Genomic DNA, 17,762 nt, shown 5'->3' with positions numbered 1-17,762 from the left:
GGCGATCTCGCTTCAATGCACCTGGACGCCCAGCACGTTGAACACGGCCTCGGCCACGTCATCGATCGTGCCATGCGTCACCGCATCCACCGGCGAGCGCCCACCCAAGCCTTCGAGCGGTTCGGACAGTGCGCGGTAGATCGTCCAGTGATCGATACCCTCGACCTCCTGAAGCACGGTTTGGGTCAACTGCTGTTTCACCGGGTCGAGCTGCCAGTCGGGCAGCTTCTGACCGCGCGGCCCCACGTTCAGCGCCAGCAGCCGACGCGCGAGGATGTCCTTGTAGATCTGCTGGCGCGACTTGTCCGCCAGCTTGGCGAACTCCGCGGGCGGCAGGTTGTGCGGCTGGTTGAAGGTTTCCAGCAGCACGGCGCGGCCTCGCTGGACGTCGGTTTCATTCGGTGCCCAGCGCGTGTCGGCGCGCAGCGCGGCCGCCTTGCGTGCAAGGGCCTGCCCAACGGTCTCCCCCTCCAAGTTGGCGGGCAGTGTCACCGCTTCCACACGCTCGTGGACGAACGCCTGCAACTCGGCCGCGAAAGCCGTGGCATCCCGGATTTCGACGGTATCCGCGAAGCGGCGTACATCTTCCACCGTGACGCGCGGCAGACGGTCGGCAATGAATTCAATGGCAGTGGGCATGGTCATCTCCCGAGTAGGTTTGGGACAGGATTCACTCTAGTCGCCTTTGTCGCGTCTGTCAACTTAGTCGCCTGAGTGAGAACAACCTACCTGGCGGAAGCAGCGTTCCCACAGCATAGGCAGAGGCCAGCGCCGGGTCGCCGTCCAATGCATTCGAGCGGGTTCCACATTGACGCTGGAGCCGCAACCCAGGCCTCGCTATACCGAAACGGTTAAAGGCCAAAGGGCCGAAATGGCAAGGGAATGGGGTGCAAGGGGAAAGGCCCTACCTCGAAAAGGCCAAAAGGCCTCCCGGTCGGCCCGTCATCAGGACACCCACATGCTTTCCCTGTTCCAGCGAAAACGGCCCCCGGTCGCTGCCGCACCGACGCCACCACCCGTCACCGCCCTCCCGAAAGGGCTGCTGCGTCCTGAGTCGGCCGCATCGCTGCTGGCCACCCCACGCCGGCAGAAGCTGCTGGAGCACATCTGGCAGCGTACCTCGCTCTCGCGTAGGCAATTCGCCACCCTGTATCGCACGCCCCTGGAACGCTATGCCGAACTGGTCCAGGCCTTCCCGGCCTCCGAGGCGCATCACCATGCCTACCCGGGCGGCATGCTCGACCACGGCCTGGAGATCGTCGCCTACAGCCTGAAACTGCGGCAGTCCCATCTGCTGCCCATCGGTGCCAGTCCCGAAGACCAGGCGGCCCAGTCCGAAGCCTGGACCGCCGCCGTTGCCTATGCTGCGCTGCTCCACGATATTGGCAAGATCGCCGTCGATCTACACGTCGAACTGGCCGACGGCAGTACTTGGCATCCGTGGCATGGCCCGCTGCACCAGGCGTACCGATTTCGCTACCGTGACGACCGCGAATACCGCCTGCACAGCGCCGCAACAGGCTTGCTCTATCGCCAACTGCTCGACCGCCACGTCCTGGACTGGCTCAGCGACTATCCGGCTCTCTGGGCACCGCTGCTCTATGTGCTGGCCGGTCAGTACGAACATGCCGGTGTACTGGGGGAACTCGTCGTGCAAGCAGACCGGGCGTCGGTGGCCCAGGAGCTGGGCGGCGATCCGGCGCGCGCCATGGCCGCGCCCAAGCACGCACTGCAACGCAAGCTGCTGGACGGGTTGCGCTACCTGCTCAAGGAACAGTTGAAGCTGAACCAGCCGGAAGCCTCCGATGGCTGGCTCACCGAGGATGGTTTGTGGCTGGTGAGCAAGACGGTTTCGGACAAACTGCGCGCACACCTCCTGTCTCAGGGGATCGATGGCATTCCTGCGAACAACACCGCCGTGTTCAATGTGCTGCAGGACCACGGCATGCTGCAGCCCACACCGGACGGCAAGGCGGTCTGGCGCGCGACCGTGACCAGCACGACCGGCTGGTCCCATTCGTTCACCCTGTTGCGTCTCGCTCCCGCGCTGATCTGGGAGTCTGGCGAGCGACCAGCACCTTTCGCGGGCACGGTAGAGATCGACGCGACGCCCGCGGAAAACGACGCCAGCATGTCGGCTCCCGCGCCTACCGTCTCGGTGAACCCAGCGCAGGGAGGTCAAGAGCCTCCGATTTGGGAGGGCGACAGCACCACCATCGTTTCACCGCCCGCAGCCCAGCCCGTGCCCGACGTCATGGAGGATTTGCTCGCGATGGTGGGCTTGGGTGAGTCGGCCGGCGTTGGCCAGGATGCCGAGGAGTTCCTCCACACCCCCGCGCCAGCAACAGCCGCGACGTCCATTCCATCGCCTGCACCTGCACCCGCGCCTACGCCTGGGTCATCGGCAACGAAGCCATCCGGGGAACAGTTCATGGTTTGGCTGAAGCAGGGAATCGCCTCACGACGGCTCATCATCAACGACGCGAAGGCACTCGTGCATACGGTGAATGACACGGCCTACCTGGTCAGCCCGGGTGTGTTCCAACGCTATGCGCAGGAGCATCCCGAAGTGGCCGCACTCGCCAAGCAGGAGAGTCAACAGGATTGGCAGTGGGTGCAGAAGCGCTTCGAGAAGCTGCAGCTACATCGAAAGCAGCCCAATGGCCTGAACATTTGGACCTGTGAAGTCACGGGCCCGAGGAAGTCCCGCCGACTGCATGGCTACCTCCTCGAAGATGGGTCCTTGGCACTCGCCGAAATACCGCCCAACAATCCCTATCTTGCTCTGACTCAGGAAGGATGACGCGATTCGGGCATTGATCGCCACCGTCGTGTGGCGACGATCAATGCCCCGCGAAAACTGGCAACATTTGGCGAACTGAGCTACTCGGCCCGCGCCAACTCCTGTGCAAGGAACGGAGCGGTTCTGCTGCCAGACGTTCGGGCCACCTGCTGAGGGGAGCCCGCCACCACGATGCTGCCGCCGGCAGCGCCTGCACCAGGCCCCACGTCGATCACCCAATCGGCCTGGGCCACCGCGCGCATATCGTGTTCGATCATCACTACGGTATTGCCGGCATCGACCAGGCGCTGCAACTGCACCAGCAGCCGGTCGGCGTCCGACGCATGCAGCCCGGTAGTCGGCTCGTCGAGCACGTACAGGCTTCGGCCGCGCTGGCTGCGCTGAAGCTCGGTCGCCAGCTTGATACGCTGCGCCTCGCCACCGGAAAGCTCGGTGGCCGGTTGCCCCAGGCGCAGGTAGCCCAGTCCGATATCGCGCAGCAGTTGCAGTGGCCTTGCCACAGCGTCTTCACCCGCGAAGAATTCGCTGGCTTCGTCCACGGTCATCTGCAGCACCTCGGCGATGTTGCGCCCGTTCCATTGCACCTTCAGCGTGGCCTCGTTGTAGCGTGCGCCATGGCACGTCGGGCACGGCGCGTACACGCTGGGCATGAACAGCAGTTCCACGCTGACGAAGCCCTCGCCCTCGCAGGTCTCGCAGCGCCCCTTGGCGACGTTGAACGAGAACCGTCCGGCATCGTAGCGGCGGCGTCGCGCATCGGGCGTGGCAGCGAACAGCTTGCGCACATGGTCGAACAGGCCCGTGTAGGTGGCTAGGTTCGACCGCGGCGTGCGCCCGATCGGTTTCTGGTCCACCTGCACCAGACGCTGTACGGCGTCCACGTCGCCCGCCAGATGGCCGCCGGTCGCTTCGATCACTGCCGGCCCTTCGCTGGTGGCGCTTTCGGCTACATCGTCTTCCGGCTCGTGGCCCAGGTGCAGCAGCACCAGCTCCGGCAGGGCCTGCGCGACGAGGCTGGACTTGCCCGAGCCGGAGATGCCGGTGACGGCCGTCAGCACGCCCAGCGGAATGCGTGCGTCCACGCCATGCAGGTTGTGGCGGTGGACGCCCTGCAGCTCCAGCCAGCCGATCGCTTCGCGTGCCCGGCTCCCCGGCGCGGGGATCTCGTCGAACAGGTAACGGGCGGTGCGCGATTCGGCAATCTTGCGCAGGCCATCCGGCTCGCCACTGTAGAGCACGCGGCCGCCACGCTCCCCGGCATCCGGCCCGACATCCACTAGCCATTGCGCGCGGCGCATCAGTTCCAGGTCGTGCTCCACCACGAACACCGAGTTGCCTGCGTCGCGCAGCCGATCGAGTGCGTCGTACAGGGCCTGGCTGTCGGAGGGGTGCAGCCCCGCCGAGGGCTCGTCGAGCACGTACACGACGCCGAACAGCAGGGAACTCAATTGCGTAGCCAGCCGCAGGCGTTGCAACTCGCCAGCCGAAAGCGTCGGCGTGGCCCGGTCCAGCGTCAGGTAGCCCAAGCCCAGCCCGCGCAGTTGGCGCAGGCGTGCCATCACGCCACCGGCCAGGCGCTGCGCGGCGAGGCGCTTTTCTTCCGACAGCGCGGAGGTGCGGCGCACGTCGGGCGATACCGCGTGTACGGCACGACCGGAGGCCGCGCGTTGGGCACGGTCGCGCCGGGTCGCTTCCTTGTCCGTAGCCGCCCCCGCTGCATGGGCGCGGAAATCACCCTGGGCAATGGGTTCGAGCAAGGCCGCCAACTGGTCCAGCGGCATCTGCATGAACGCGCCGATGTCCACGCCGGCGAAGGTGACCGACAACGCCTCGGGCTTGAGCCGCTTGCCGTGGCAGGTGGGGCACGGCTTGCCCTCCATGAACCGGGACACGCGCTTTCTCATCAGCGCGCTCTGGGTGTTGGCAAAGGTGTGCAGCACATACCGGCGAGCACCGGTGAAGGTGCCCATGTAGCTCGGCTCCATCTTGCGCTTGAGCGCGGCGCGGGTCTCGGCGGGCGTGAAGCCGGCGTACACCGGCACCGTCGGTGTTTCCTCGGTGAACAGAATCCAGTCGCGATCCTTCTTCGGCAGGTCCTTCCACGGTCGGTCAACGTCGTAGCCCATGCTGACCAGGATGTCGCGCAGGTTCTGGCCTTGCCAGGCGGGGGGCCAGGAGGCGATCGCCCGCTCGCGGATGCTCAGGGAGGGATCGGGCACCATGATGGCCTCGGTCACCTCGTACACATGGCCCAGGCCGTGGCAGGTCGGGCACGCTCCCTGCGGCGTGTTGGGCGAAAAATCCTCGGCGTACAGCATCGGCTGGTTGGCTGGGTAGGCGCCGGCGCGCGAATACATCATCCGCACCAGGCTGGACAGGGTGGTCACACTGCCCACGGAGGAACGCGCGTTGCTGGAGCCACGCTGCTGCTGCAGCGCCACCGCCGGCGGGAGGCCGTCGATCGCATCGACGTCGGGCACGCCGGCCTGGTCGATCAATCGCCGCGCATAGGGGGCCACCGACTCGAAGTAACGTCGCTGAGCCTCGGCATAGATGGTGCCGAAGGCCAGCGAGGACTTCCCGGAGCCGGAGACTCCCGAGAACACCACGAGCGCGTTACGCGGGATGGAAACGTCCACCTCTTTGAGGTTGTTCTCGCGCGCCCCGCGCACCTGCACGAGGCCGCTGGCCGCAGCGGTACAAGAGGATTCACCGAAAGAATTGTTTGGCATGTTCTTATCCTGTAGTTCGTCCCGCTCAGGACGGGACTTCCTGAGTTCGTGGGCCGCGGCGACTGGCTTCGAGCGCCGCGGTGACAGTGCGGGCGTCGTAGCTGCCGCGCAGACGACGACCCTCGACGAAGAACGTCGGCGTGGCGTGCGCACCGCTGGCGACCGCACTGGCGAGGTCGCGCTCGACACGCTCGATCACCGCGGTGCTGTCGAGATCCGCGATGAACCGTTCGACGTCGAGCCCAAGCTCGGCGGCGTAGCCGATCAGATGCTCGCGCTCCAGCGCATGCTGACGGGTGAACACGAACTCCAGCCACGGCCAGAACATCCCCTGGTTCGCCGCTGCCTCGGACGCCCGCGCGGCGATCGGCCCGTGCGGGTGGTGCGGCAGATGGCGCACCACATACCGCAGGTCGTCCCCGAAGTGGGCACGCAGATCGTCCCAAGAACCGGTCGCGTGCGCACAGTACGCGCACTCGAAGTCCACGTACTCGACGAGTGTGAGCTGGGCGTCCTCCGGCCCGCGGATGTGATCGATCTCCGGATCGACCGGTGGCTCAAGCACCATCGGCAGGTCAGCGGTCTTCTCACCCCACCGCTTGGCGGCGACCTTGAAGATCAGCCACCCGAGCAACGTGGCGAACACCATCGACACGAGCACGCCGACCGTCGCCTGGCGGCCCAGGTCGGAGGTCGTGCCGAACGCGAGCCCGATGATCAGCAGCGACACGGTGAAGCCGATCCCGGACAGTGCCGCACCACCGAACACGCTCCCCACCCCGACGCCCTCGGGCAGCCGGCCCAGGCCGAGACGGACGGCGACGAGCGTGATGAGCCCGATGCCCACGAGCTTGCCGAGCACGAGCCCTGCGATGACGCCCCACGTGACTGGCGAGCCGAAGGCCTCGGCGAGCAGCCCGCCACGCACGTCCACTCCGGCGTTCGCCAAGGCGAACACCGGCACGATCAGCAGCGCCGTCGGCAGCCGCAGGAACTCGTGCAATCGCTCGTTCACCGAGATACCCCGGGACAGCCCGCAGTCCACCGCGCGGGCCGATGCGGCACTCGGAGACTGCCAGAAGTCGCGGAACAGTTGTTTTGCCGCGACGACCTTGTGACGTTGCGTCGCGTAGGCGGGGATCAGCAGCCCCGCGGCCATCCCGGCGAGAGAGGCATGGATGCCGGAGTACACGGTTGCGAGCCACAGCACGATCACGATCAGCACATACGGCATTGCCCGCCACTGGCGGGTGCGCCCTAGCCACCACAACGCAACGAGACTGGCGAGGGCGATCAACAACGGGACGATCCGAATCTCCTCGCTATAGACGATGCCGATGATGGACACGGCGAGGAAGTCATCGACCACGGTCAGGGTGAGCAGGAACACGCGCAACTGACCGGATAGCCGCGGGCCGACGATCGCCAGGGTGCCCAGCATGAATGCCGTATCGGTGCCGACCACCGCCCCCCACCCGTGCAGGCCTTCACTTCCGGCCAGCCCCACGATCAGGACATACACCAGCGCGGGAAGCACGACACCTGCGACACCCGCGATCAGAGCGAGACGGGCACGGCTGCGGTCCCTGAGCGATCCGTGGGCGAACTCCTGACGCACCTCCAGGCCGATCAGGAAGAAGAAGACCACCATCAGGCCGTCGTTGACCCAGTGATGCAGATCCATGTGCATGCCCAGCGGCCCGAAGTCAAACCCGACGTCCAGGTGCCACAACGCGAAATAGGCATCGGATAGCGGCGAGTTCGCCCACGCCAGCGCCACGACCGTGACGATCACCAGCAGCACCGCAGCACCAGACTCCGTGCGCAGATAGCGGGCAACGCGTCCCCGGCTGATATTCGCCGAGGATGCACCGAAAGAAGTGGCTGACATGTTCTTATCCTGTTCCTGTAGTTCGTGAAGTCGCGATGAGCCGGTTTCGGAGGCGACCGGTCAGGCGTCCGCCTCTGGCAGCGTCCCATCATCCAGCGAGCGCAGCCAAGTAAGCCTTTCTCCCAGCCTGCGCTCAACACCTCTGTCCGTTGGCTGATACCAGCCCGGCCGCGCCACGCCCTCGGGAAAGTAGCTTTGCCCAGCGGCATAGCCGTTGGGCTCGTCATGGGCATAGCGGTAGCCTTCGTGATACCCCATCTGCTGCATCAGCTTCGTCGGCGCATTGCGAAGATGGAGAGGCACAGGCAGGGAGCCGCTGTTCTTGACGAAGGCCTTCGCCTTGTTCCAGGCGGCATAGGCAGCGTTCGACTTGGGGGCGGCAGCAAGGTAGGTCGCCGCGTGGGCAATCGGTATTTCGCCTTCGGGGGAACCCAGCCTCTCATAAGCCAGCGCGGCATTGAGCGCCAGTTGCAGCGCCTGCGGGTCGGCATTGCCGATGTCTTCGCTGGCCACCACGATCATGCGGCGCGTCACCTGGCTGACGTCGCCGCTGCCGTCGAGGATGCGGGCCAGCCAGTACAGGGCCGCGTCGGGGTCGGAGCCCCGCAGCGACTTGTGGAAGGCGGAGAGCTGCCAGTAGAACTCGTCGCCGCCCTTGTCGAACCTGCGCAGTGATGGGCTGGTGGACAGTTTGGCAAACTCGCCATCGACCACGGCCTTGCCCGCGCCCGACGCAGCATTCGTCACCTGCTCAAGCAGATTGAGGAAGCGCCTGCCATCGCCATCGGCAAAGCCCTTGAGCAGATCCAGCGCGTCCGCGTCCAACGTGACGCCCTGGAGATGCGGCAGTGCGCGTTCGTAGAGCTGGTTCAGTTCGTCGCCGGACAGCGGTTCGAGGGTATAGACCTGCGCGCGTGAGAGCAGAGCGGAATTGACCGCCAGCCCCGGATGCTCGGTCGTTCCCCCCACCAGGGTCAGGAGCCCCGACTCGACATGGGGCAGTAGGGCATCCTGCTGCGCCTTGTTGAAGCGATGGATCTCATCGACGAAAAGCACCGTCGATCGACCATGGTTGCCCAGTTCTGCCTGGGCCTCGTCGATGGCTTGCCGGATGTCCTTCACCCCGGCAAGCACGGCCGAGATGGCGATGAATCGGCTGTCGGTCGCACTGGCGGCCAGGCGCCCCAGGGTGGTCTTGCCCACGCCTGGCGGCCCCCAGAGGATGAACGAGTGCAACTTGCCCGCCTCGAACGCGAGACGAAGCGGCTTGCCGGGGCCGAGCAAGTGCCGTTGCCCGACGAATTCATCCAGCGTCTTGGGCCGCAGGAGTTCGGCCAAGGGAGGCTTGGGCTTTGTCGTGAATAGATCGGTCAAGTTCCTCTCCCTGGTATTTCTGATAGTTGACGTTCCGATAAGGTGTGCACCTCAATCCAGAGAGCCGGATTTATCCAACGCCGTGGGCTCTTTGTCGCTAATCGCATGCATGATGATGCGAGAGCCGCGGTAGCCGATGCTATGGTTCCATACCCAGCTCAACGCGACGCTGAGACGATTTCGCGTACCGATCAGAAAGTAGATATGCGCGAGCTTCCAGATCCACCACGCAAAGGCTCCACGCAGCTTAACCCGCCCCATGTCAATTACGGCCAGGCTGCGGCCGATGGTGGCCAGGTTCCCCTGATGCCGGTATTTGAAAGGCCCGTCAGCGGGCTTGCCTTTCAAACGCCGTCCAATGAGGTTGGCGACGTACTTGCCTTGCTGTTTGGCGGCGGGGGCGATGCCCGGTACGGGCTTCCCATCAGCCATGGTGCACGAGGCGGTATCGCCGATGGCGAAGACCTCCGGGCGACCGGCCACCGTCAGGTCGGGACCAACGACCACTCGACCCGCACGATCAGACGCAGCACCCAACCAGCGAGCCGCGGGAGACGCCTGGACGCCGGCGGCCCAAACGATGGTCTTGGCCGAAAGAGGCTTGCCGCCATACACCACGCCGTCGGCCGAGCATTCGGTGACCGGCGTACCCAGCACGACCTCGACCCCGAGCTTTTCGAGTGCCTGGCGCGTATAGGCCGAAAGATCCTCTGGAAAGACGGACAACAGACGCGGGCCCGCCTCGATCAGTACAACCCGGGACGTGCTCGGGTCGATCGAGCGGAAGTCACGCGCCAGCGTGTCTCGTGCAAGCTCGGCGATGGTCCCGGCCAATTCAACCCCGGTGGGACCACCACCGATGATGACGAACGTCTGCAGCGCGGCACGCTGCTGAGGATCGCTCGTGCGCTCGGCCTCCTCGAAAGCCGCGAGGATTCGGCCTCGAATGGTCGTGGCATCTTCCAGCGTCTTCAACCCCGGCGCGAAAGCCCCCCATTCGTCGTGTCCGAAATAGGCATGGGTAGCACCTGTCGCGAGTACGAGCGTGTCGTAGGTTTGGCGCGAGCCATTGTTGAGAATGACCTGACGCGCGTCCTGGTCGATACCTTCCACTTCCGCCATCAAGGTGTTCACTTCCGGGCGATTTCGGAATAGATAGCGAATAGGCCAGGCGATCTCGGATGTCGAGAGAGATGCCCCTGCGACCTGGTAAAGCAGCGGCTGGAACAGGTGATGATTGCGCCGGTCGATGATCGTCACATCGACCTCGGCACCAGCAAGCTGGTTGGCAACCTCGATCCCGCCGAAGCCCGCTCCGATAATGACGACGTGATGTCGGTTTTTGGAGGTCTTTGTCATGACCTGATCTCCTCTCTCTCAGCGTTTCAGCGCCGATGCGTGGTGTGCCATATGCTCGCCAATGAAACTGGCAATGAAGTAGTAGCTGTGGTCGTAGCCTGGGCGCAGATTCAACGTGAGCGGGTGCCCCGTCTCGTCGCAGGCCTTGCGCAGCAGATCGGGCTGAAGCTGACTCTCCAGGAACTCGTCGCCCAAACCCTGATCCACCAGCAGCGGCAGACGCTCCTGCACGGTGCGAATCAGCTCCACGGTGTCGTACTGCTTCCACGCCTCCCGGTCGCTGCCCAGGTACGCCTCGAAGGCCTTGTGTCCCCAGGGAACCTGGGTGGGCGCGACGATGGGCGAGAAGGCCGAGACGCTTCGATAACGGCCCGGGTTGCGCAGGGCGATGACCAGAGCACCGTGTCCCCCCATGGAATGGCCGCTGATGCTCCGCTCCGCTGTCACGGGAAAGTGGGCCTCGATCAGCGCCGGTAGTTCCTGCACCACGTAGTCATACATCCGATGATTCGCAGCCCAGGGTTCCTGCGTGGCGTTGACGTAGAAACCTGCCCCCTGTCCGAGGTCATAGGCGGGATCGTCGGCAACGCCTTCGCCGCGAGCGCTGCTATCGGGCGCGACGACGGCAATGCCATGTTCGGCTGCGTAGCGCTGGACGGCGGACTTGGTGATGAAGTTCTGCTCGGTGCAGGTGAGGCCTGAAAGCCAGTACAGCACCGGCACCTTGCCGTGCTGTGCCTGCGGAGGCAGATAGACGCCGACTTTCATCGTGCAACCGAGCGTCGTGGATTCATGCTGATAAACGTCCTGCCAACCATCAAAGCTGGCGTGATGTTCGATGCGTTCCATGGTGTTCTCCTATGTTCAAAGGAACGGCGCAGCTCTCGCGCGCCAGGACGGCAGCTCGTCAGGAAGATTTCTCTTCCGCTGCCGTGTCGCCGTGGGCGTGTCTGATCCTGCGCACGATCCACCAGATCGTCAGCATCACCGCAGGCACCAGAACCGCCATCACCGGCGCCACGCTGTCGTGAACCATCGGAATGCCCTTGAGCAAATAGCCGAGAAGACTCACGACGTAATAAGAAATTGCCGCGACCGACAGGCCTTCGACGGTTTGCTGAAGGCGCAATTGCATCTTGGCCCGGTTGTTCATCGACGCAAGCAGATCGCGGTTCTGGCGTTCAAGCTCGACGTCGATCCAGGAACGCAGCAACGCGATGGCCCGGGTCAGCTTGTCGGAGAGCTTGGTCTGGCGCTCCTTTACGGATTGGCATGTCCGCATGGCGGGAGCGATGCGACGCTGCAGGAAATCCGCCCAGGTGCAGTACCCGGATACGGCCTCTTCCGAAAGCGCTGCCAGCCTTTCCTCGACGATCTCGTAGTAGGCACGGCTGGCGCCGAAGCGATAGAGATTCGCCGCAACGCCAGCTTCCAGCTCGGCAGCCAGGCCGGTCAATTCGGACAGCAGCACGTCGCTGTCGCGCCGTTCCACCAAGCTCGTACACATCTCGTCGGTGATCGCCGCAAGGCGCGACTCCATGCGTCGCAGTTCCGACGTCATCGATCGTGTCAACGGCAGGGACAGCAACGCCAAGGTGCGGTAAGTCTCGATCTCCAGCAGACGTTGAGCCAGCGCACCCGCCCGCGCCGGGGTCAAATCGCGGGCCAGGACGAGGATCTGCGTCAGGCCATCCTCATCCTGTCGAAAGTCGGTCAGGATGGCGGCAGAGCCGTTCTCCACCAGCGAGTAGCACAGGCTGGCAGGATCGAAGCGATCGACCTCCTTCTCCGTTTCCGGCGTCCACGGAAGAAGTCTCAAACGGATGCCGGATACGACCGGGCCGGGAGGAACAAATCCATGCTTGAACGGATTTTCGCCGCACGGCTCTCCCGTCTCGGAATCCAGCGAAGCGCACCAGAGATACGTCGAGAACTCGGTGTGCTTTTCGCAGTGCAGGTCTCCTTCATCCCATGTCACGCCGTGGAGCGGCGTAGTATGGTCGGGTTCGGCAACGCCGAAGCGATGAGACAACTCGCTCATCGCCATCTGATCCCTGGCCTGGTCGCCTTCGGTCATGAAAGCGAGCTGCAATATGCCGCGGGGGGCCTGAATCAAGAGATGCGGGCGCGCGTGCACTTCACCCACGGCGGCAGCACGATCGGTATAGGCCGGCATGCCGTACACGGTGGCGGTCGGGGTGGGTTGTACGGTCGTCGTATTGATGTTGGCCGGCTCTTTCATAACGACCTCATTTCTTCTTGGTTGAAAAACACGCTTCAAAGCAAATGCCCGCAGCCATGCGTTTCGCACATGGCTGCGGGCCGATCTTCATGAGCGGGCACCGCTCTACACGGTCCGTCTAATAGGCTCGCCGTGTAGAGGCTTGTGCTGGCCCTTTCAGAACGCCCTCAGCTTCCTAGCTTTCAGACGAAGGTGTACGAGCAAACCTTGTTGCCCGCCGGATCACGCAGGTAGGCCGCATAGGCACCCGGCAGGTGGCCACGCGGGCCAGGCTGGCCCTCGTCGGTGCCGCCTGCGGCAAGGCCGGCGGCGTGGAAGGCATCCACTTCGGCGGGAGTGGCGGCCGCAAAGCCGACCGTCACGCCGTTGCTGGAAGGCGCTTCACCATTGCCCGGACGGGCGATGATGAAAGCCGGCTTTTCGCGACCGAAAAGCACCCATCCGTTGCCGAAAGGACCGAGGTTCTTGATGCCGAGAGCACCCAGAGCGGCGTCATAGAACGCGGCCGACTTCTGGACGTCGGCGGCGCCGATGAAGACGTGCGAGAAGATGCCGTCGCCGGAAATGACAGGATTGGACATGGTTAATTTCCTTGGTGGTTGGTGTTGAATGGATAGTGAGTGATCAGTAGTGGATCACCGTGCGAATCGACTTGCCTTCATGCATCAGGTCGAAGGCGTGGTTGATCTCGTCGAGACCCATGGTGTGAGTGACGAACGGGGCGAGATCGATCTCGCCTTTCATTGCGTCTTCCACCATGCCCGGGAGTTGGGTGCGCCCCTTGACCCCGCCGAAAGCCGACCCCTTCCAGGTCCGGCCGGTGACCAACTGGAACGGACGGGTCGAGATTTCCTTGCCGGCCCCGGCGACGCCGATGACGATCGACTGGCCCCAGCCGCGGTGGGCAGCTTCCAGAGCCGAACGCATCACGTTGACGTTGCCGATGCACTCGAAGGTGTGATCGACACCCCAGCCAGTCATCTCGATCAGAACCTCGTGAATCGGCTTGTCGAAGTCCTTCGGGTTGAGACATTCGGTCGCGCCGAAGGTACGAGCCAGTTCGAACTTCGCCGGATTGGTATCGATGGCGATGATGCGGCCCGCTTTGGCCTGGCGTGCACCTTGAATCGCAGCGAGACCGATGCCGCCGAGGCCGAAGATGGCCACCGAGTCGCCGGGCTGTACCTTGGCCGTGTTGTGCACGGCGCCGATGCCGGTGGTCACGCCGCAGCCCAGCAGGCAGACGTGCTCGGGGTTGGCGTCCGGGTTGATCTTGGCCAGCGAGACTTCGGCGACGACCGTGTATTCGCTGAAGGTCGAGCAGCCCATGTAGTGGTAAAGCGGCTGACCGTTGTACGAGAAGCGAGTCGTACCATCGGGCATCAGCCCCTTGCCCTGGGTTGCGCGAACCGCGACACACAGGTTGGTCTTGCCGGACTTGCAGAACAGGCACTCGCCGCATTCGGCGGTGTAGAGCGGAATGACGTGATCGCCAGGCTTCACGCTGGTCACACCTTCACCCACCTCCACGACGATACCCGCACCTTCATGACCCAGCACGACCGGGAAGAGACCTTCGGGGTCGTCGCCCGACAGGGTGAAGGCGTCGGTATGGCAAACGCCGGTATTCGTGATCTTGATGAGCACCTCGCCCTTGCGCGGCGGCTCGACGTCGATCTCGACGATTTCCAGCGGCTTTCCTGGCCCGAAGGCAACTGCTGCACGTGATTTCATGATGTCGCTTCCTTTACTAGCTAACTAAATTTGCCCTCACCGAGGGCACCCTGGTGCCTCTATCGCAGATAGGAGCGGACGATAGAGATGGTCTCGTCAATGGACTTGTTCTGCGAATCGCTCCTGATTTCGCTACTGGGAAATTCTTCCCGCAGATAGCTCTCCAGAACGGTTGCCATCAATCCGTTGACTGCCCCACGAACGGCCGCAAGCTGCTGAAGAATTGCAGGGCATTCCGCACCTGCATCAAGCGTTTGCTCAAGAGTCGCTACCTGACCTTTGATGCGCCGGATGCGCGTCAGTGCTTGCTTCTTTTCTTCCGGACTGTGTGGCATCGAACACCTCTCTACTTGGGTACACCGCCGCATTATACAATACTCCCCCATAGTATATGCGGCCGAACTTTGCCACAAATTCTGTGCTCTTCGAGCACTCTTACAGGCTAGTACAGGTTTGTTCCCAAGAAGCGCAAAACATTCAAATCAATGAATATTTCTTGCATGTATCGACAGCATCGGGGCAAGTTCAAAACTGGTCAAACTGGAAAAATCTATGCGCAGATAGATATGACCTATCTAAGCCGACTCATCGAGTTGAAGCTATCAAGATGAGACCGGCTAGGCGACCTGATGACCCGAGTGTCGAGCTTTCCGCAGTGCAGGCAACATCTGTCCGTCCCAGTCACGATCGACCGCAACCTGGGCCTGTTCTTGGTTTCGTTCGAGTGCTTCAACGTCAAGATCACCGATCGCCCATGTCTGCGTGCCGCAAGTAGTCGCGAGAATGCCATCCTCGGGGAATCCACGATCCATGGGTGCATAGATCGTGGCCTCGCCAGTGTTCGTGTCCAGCGCCGGACTCCAGTCAGCAGCTCCGGTCGTCACGGCCTGTGCGACGAACATCCGGTTCTCCAGTGCCCGCGCCATGCAGCCCACACGAACCCGGGTTGCACCTGCCCTCGTGTCCGTACAGCTCGGGACCAACAGCAGGCGTGCACCCGCCTCTCGCTGGGCTCGCACGGGCAATGGAAACTCACTGTCGTAGCAGACAGCGATGCCGGCACGCACGCCATTCAGGTCGAACACTTTGAGTTCGTCGCCCCCCTCGATGACGCCAGTGTCTTTCTCGAACCCCGTCAACTGCAATTTGTCCTGGTAGTCACGCGTGCCGTCCGGCGCAAACCACCACGCCCGGTTGCGATAGCGATCCGGTCCAACCCGGGTCAAGAACGTACCGGCCTGAATGGTCATGCGCAGCTCGCGCGCCAGGTCGGTGTACAGGGCCAGCCACGCAGGCTGCAAGGCCTGCAGCGCGGCCAGCGAGGCGTTGAAATCCTGGCGGATGCCAGGCTCGAACATCGCAGCCAGTTCGAGGGACAGATATTCTGGCAACACGGCCAGTTCCGCTCCGGCACGGCTCGCCTCCTCCAGAACCCGCCGCTGCCGCGCTGCGAATGCCTCGAAGCCCGTGGGCTGACCCACTGCGTATTTCGCAACTGCTACTTTCATTTCGCGTTCTCCAGGGAGCGCAGCCACATCGTGAGCGTCTGCTCGGTTTCGCTCGGCTCACCCACCTGTTTCCAGGGCAGCGTAACCTTCATGTCCGACTGCCGCACGTAGCCACGACGGATCCAGAAGGGATCATTACTGCGGTAGTTGGAAGGACGCCGGGGATCGTCGTCTGCTCGATCCACCGACGCGAACGATGTCCACTGCATGCCGCCCAACGAACGGGCATGCGCTTCGCGTTCGTCAAAGAAGCGATGGCCCAGGCCAAGGCCCCGGAAGGCCGGGAGCAGGACTGATTCGCCGCAGTAAAACACTGCCTCCATCGGGATTCCTCGATCGGCGAACGGCACCTGGAAGGCCGGCTCCGCATCGCCGAGCGGCAATCCCGTGGACGCACCCACGACCACGTCATCAGCGAGCGCGAGTACCAGCAGGCTGTCTGCCGAACGGGCGTACATAGCGAGGTAGTGCTTCTCGTATTCGGTGTCGCCCTCGTACAGGTAAGGAAAGCTGCGGAAGACGCTCGCCCGCAGGCCTGCCACGGCATCGAACCATTCGGCAATGTCCGGACCACGATGAACCAGCACCTGCACGTCGCTGGTCATTTCAGGCGTCCCCTCCAACCTGTGCGATCCAGTCGCCGAGGTTGTAGTAGTTGGTGACACGAGCGATCTTGCCATCGCGGATCTCGAAGAACGCGCCGCCCGGCAGCACGTAGCGCTGGCCCTGGGCTTCCGGCAGCCCGTCGTCCGTGACCTTGTATTCGCCATGCACCACGTACTCCGCGCCTGCACACAGGCCGTCGGCGCTGACCATCACCACGATCCCGCGCAGTTGCTCGCCATAGCAGCGGTCCATGCGCTGCAGGAAGGCGCGGAAGGCTTCGCGACCGACCTCACGAGCGCCCTGGTTCAAGTCGTGCGCGACGTCATCGGTCAACATTGACAGCATGGCCTCGCGGTCACCGCGGTTGAAGGCGTCGTAGTAGGCAGTGATGAGAGTCGCAGCGTTCATTCGCGTTCCTTATTGGGTTGTTCGGAGCGGAGCATTCCGGGGTGTTGTCAGTCTGGGCAACCGCGCCTCCCTTGTATATGGAATTGTTGCGATTTTATAATTCCACAATCTGGAACAATCAACGAGCAGCGAAATCGGCCATAAGGCGTGCGTCATGAACAAGGAAATGGAACTACTGCGCATCTTTCGGGTGGCGGCCGAAAGCAGCAGTTTTCGCGATGCGGCCGTCCGGCTGGGGACTTCTCCGCAAGGTGTAACCCGTGCCATCCAGCAACTGGAGCAACACTACGGCGAGGTGTTGTTTCATCGAAGCACGCGCCAGGTGCGCATCACCGCCTTCGGCGAAGGGCTGCTAGACCAAGTGCGCCCCGCATTGGAGCGGTTCGAGGATCTGTGGCGAACGCCTGGCTCCGACCAGCAGGCCTCTCTGTCCGGTACGGTTCGCATCACCGCACCGCACAGCTTGGGCACCAGAGCGGTGCTACCGGCACTGGAGCGCGTGGCCGCGCGCCATCCCGGCATCACGCTGGATGTGCGCCTGTCCGATCGCATCAGCAATACGGTTGACGAAGGGATTGACGTCGGGATCAGGGTCGGATTCATGCGCGATAGCCGCTTCGTCGCACGCAAGGCCGCCGACATGAGACTCCCCATCGTTGCCGCTCCGCGCCTGATCAAGAAAGTGGGCGTACCTGCAAACATCGATGCGCTAAGCAGCCTGCCAGTTACCGTGGCCTTGGATATCAATACCGGCCGTCCCTGGCCTTGGCACTTCAAGGCGGGACGCCAGTGGACACCTACCGCACCCACTCTCGTCGCAGACAATGCCGACATGGAAATGGGAGCGGCGCTGGCCGGGATCGCGTTCGCGCAACTGGCGGACTACATGGCCGCCCCCTACATTGCCAGCGGGAAGCTCGTGCGAGTGCTGGAGAACGAAGAACCTCCGGCATGGGGGTTGTACGTCTATCGGCCTCAGCGTGGCCCCATTCCGGGAAGGGTTCGAGCGGTATTTGATGAAATGCTGGTCGCCGTTGGATCGTTGCCAGCTTTGCGCTGACACGTCGCAAGACGCTGTAGGGCACACACCTTGGAAAGCGGGGCA

The 17,762-nt window shown here is 63.4% G+C and carries 15 protein-coding genes; 2 read left to right on the top strand and 13 right to left on the bottom strand.

What is annotated here, in order from left to right:
* Positions 1 to 12: 12 nt before the first annotated feature.
* Positions 13 to 639, bottom strand: coding sequence for a hypothetical protein (locus LY284_RS01635; RefSeq protein ID WP_023657212.1), 627 nt, complete (start codon positions 637 to 639; stop codon positions 13 to 15).
* Between the two features lie 319 nt (positions 640 to 958).
* Between LY284_RS01635 and mobH the strand changes: the two genes are divergently transcribed.
* Positions 959 to 2,803 (top strand): MobH family relaxase, encoded by a 1,845-nt coding sequence (gene mobH, locus LY284_RS01630; RefSeq protein ID WP_028690951.1) that lies wholly within the window; start codon positions 959 to 961, stop codon positions 2,801 to 2,803.
* Between the two features lie 80 nt (positions 2,804 to 2,883).
* Here mobH and LY284_RS01625 read toward each other — a convergent pair whose 3' ends face one another.
* From LY284_RS01625 to LY284_RS01570, 12 genes are all read right to left on the bottom strand, one after another.
* Entirely contained in the window at positions 2,884 to 5,535 is a 2,652-nt protein-coding gene (locus LY284_RS01625; protein ID WP_028690950.1) for an excinuclease ABC subunit UvrA, read from the bottom strand.
* Between the two features lie 25 nt (positions 5,536 to 5,560).
* Positions 5,561 to 7,426, bottom strand: a complete 1,866-nt coding sequence (gene nhaA, locus LY284_RS01620) for a Na+/H+ antiporter NhaA (RefSeq protein WP_153164369.1) — start codon at positions 7,424 to 7,426, stop codon at positions 5,561 to 5,563.
* Between the two features lie 60 nt (positions 7,427 to 7,486).
* Positions 7,487 to 8,800 carry a replication-associated recombination protein A gene (locus LY284_RS01615; RefSeq protein ID WP_028690948.1) on the bottom strand — a complete coding sequence of 438 codons (1,314 nt, stop codon included), beginning with the start codon at positions 8,798 to 8,800 and terminating at the stop codon, positions 7,487 to 7,489.
* Positions 8,801 to 8,851: 51 nt separating this feature from the next.
* Positions 8,852 to 10,159 (bottom strand): NAD(P)/FAD-dependent oxidoreductase, encoded by a 1,308-nt coding sequence (locus tag LY284_RS01610; RefSeq protein WP_028690947.1) that lies wholly within the window; start codon positions 10,157 to 10,159, stop codon positions 8,852 to 8,854.
* Between the two features lie 18 nt (positions 10,160 to 10,177).
* On the bottom strand, positions 10,178 to 11,008 hold the full coding sequence (gene fghA, locus LY284_RS01605) for an S-formylglutathione hydrolase (protein WP_023464790.1): 831 nt from the start codon (positions 11,006 to 11,008) through the stop codon (positions 10,178 to 10,180).
* 58 nt (positions 11,009 to 11,066) lie between these two features.
* Positions 11,067 to 12,401, bottom strand: a complete 1,335-nt coding sequence (locus LY284_RS01600) for a DUF3422 family protein (RefSeq protein WP_023464791.1) — start codon at positions 12,399 to 12,401, stop codon at positions 11,067 to 11,069.
* Between the two features lie 182 nt (positions 12,402 to 12,583).
* Positions 12,584 to 12,982, bottom strand: a complete 399-nt coding sequence (locus tag LY284_RS01595) for a VOC family protein (protein WP_023103885.1) — start codon at positions 12,980 to 12,982, stop codon at positions 12,584 to 12,586.
* Between the two features lie 43 nt (positions 12,983 to 13,025).
* Entirely contained in the window at positions 13,026 to 14,135 is a 1,110-nt protein-coding gene (locus LY284_RS01590; protein ID WP_011871467.1) for an S-(hydroxymethyl)glutathione dehydrogenase/class III alcohol dehydrogenase, read from the bottom strand.
* Positions 14,136 to 14,194: 59 nt separating this feature from the next.
* A complete protein-coding gene (gene frmR / locus LY284_RS01585; RefSeq protein ID WP_028690946.1) occupies positions 14,195 to 14,470 on the bottom strand; it encodes a formaldehyde-responsive transcriptional repressor FrmR in 276 nt (91 codons plus the stop codon).
* 282 nt (positions 14,471 to 14,752) lie between these two features.
* A complete protein-coding gene (locus LY284_RS01580) occupies positions 14,753 to 15,643 on the bottom strand; it encodes a carbon-nitrogen hydrolase family protein (RefSeq protein WP_028690945.1) in 891 nt (296 codons plus the stop codon).
* Complete coding sequence (locus LY284_RS01575) at positions 15,640 to 16,248, bottom strand: GNAT family N-acetyltransferase (RefSeq protein WP_028690944.1); 609 nt, start codon at positions 16,246 to 16,248, stop codon at positions 15,640 to 15,642. The genes LY284_RS01580 and LY284_RS01575 overlap by 4 nt, the downstream gene beginning before the upstream one ends.
* Position 16,249: 1 nt before the next feature.
* A complete protein-coding gene (locus LY284_RS01570) occupies positions 16,250 to 16,657 on the bottom strand; it encodes a ketosteroid isomerase-related protein (protein ID WP_023103882.1) in 408 nt (135 codons plus the stop codon).
* 154 nt (positions 16,658 to 16,811) lie between these two features.
* Between LY284_RS01570 and LY284_RS01565 the strand changes: the two genes are divergently transcribed.
* Entirely contained in the window at positions 16,812 to 17,717 is a 906-nt protein-coding gene (locus LY284_RS01565; protein WP_023103881.1) for a LysR family transcriptional regulator, read from the top strand.
* The last annotated feature ends 45 nt before the right edge of the window (positions 17,718 to 17,762 follow it).

Origin of the sequence: Caballeronia sp. PC1, assembly GCF_021353155.1 — a bacterium.
In the GTDB taxonomy this organism is placed as follows: Bacteria; Pseudomonadota; Gammaproteobacteria; order Burkholderiales; family Burkholderiaceae; genus Caballeronia; species Caballeronia cordobensis.
The sequence above is the reverse complement of the archived record's forward strand: the minus strand, read 5'-3'. Positions and strand labels throughout refer to the sequence as shown.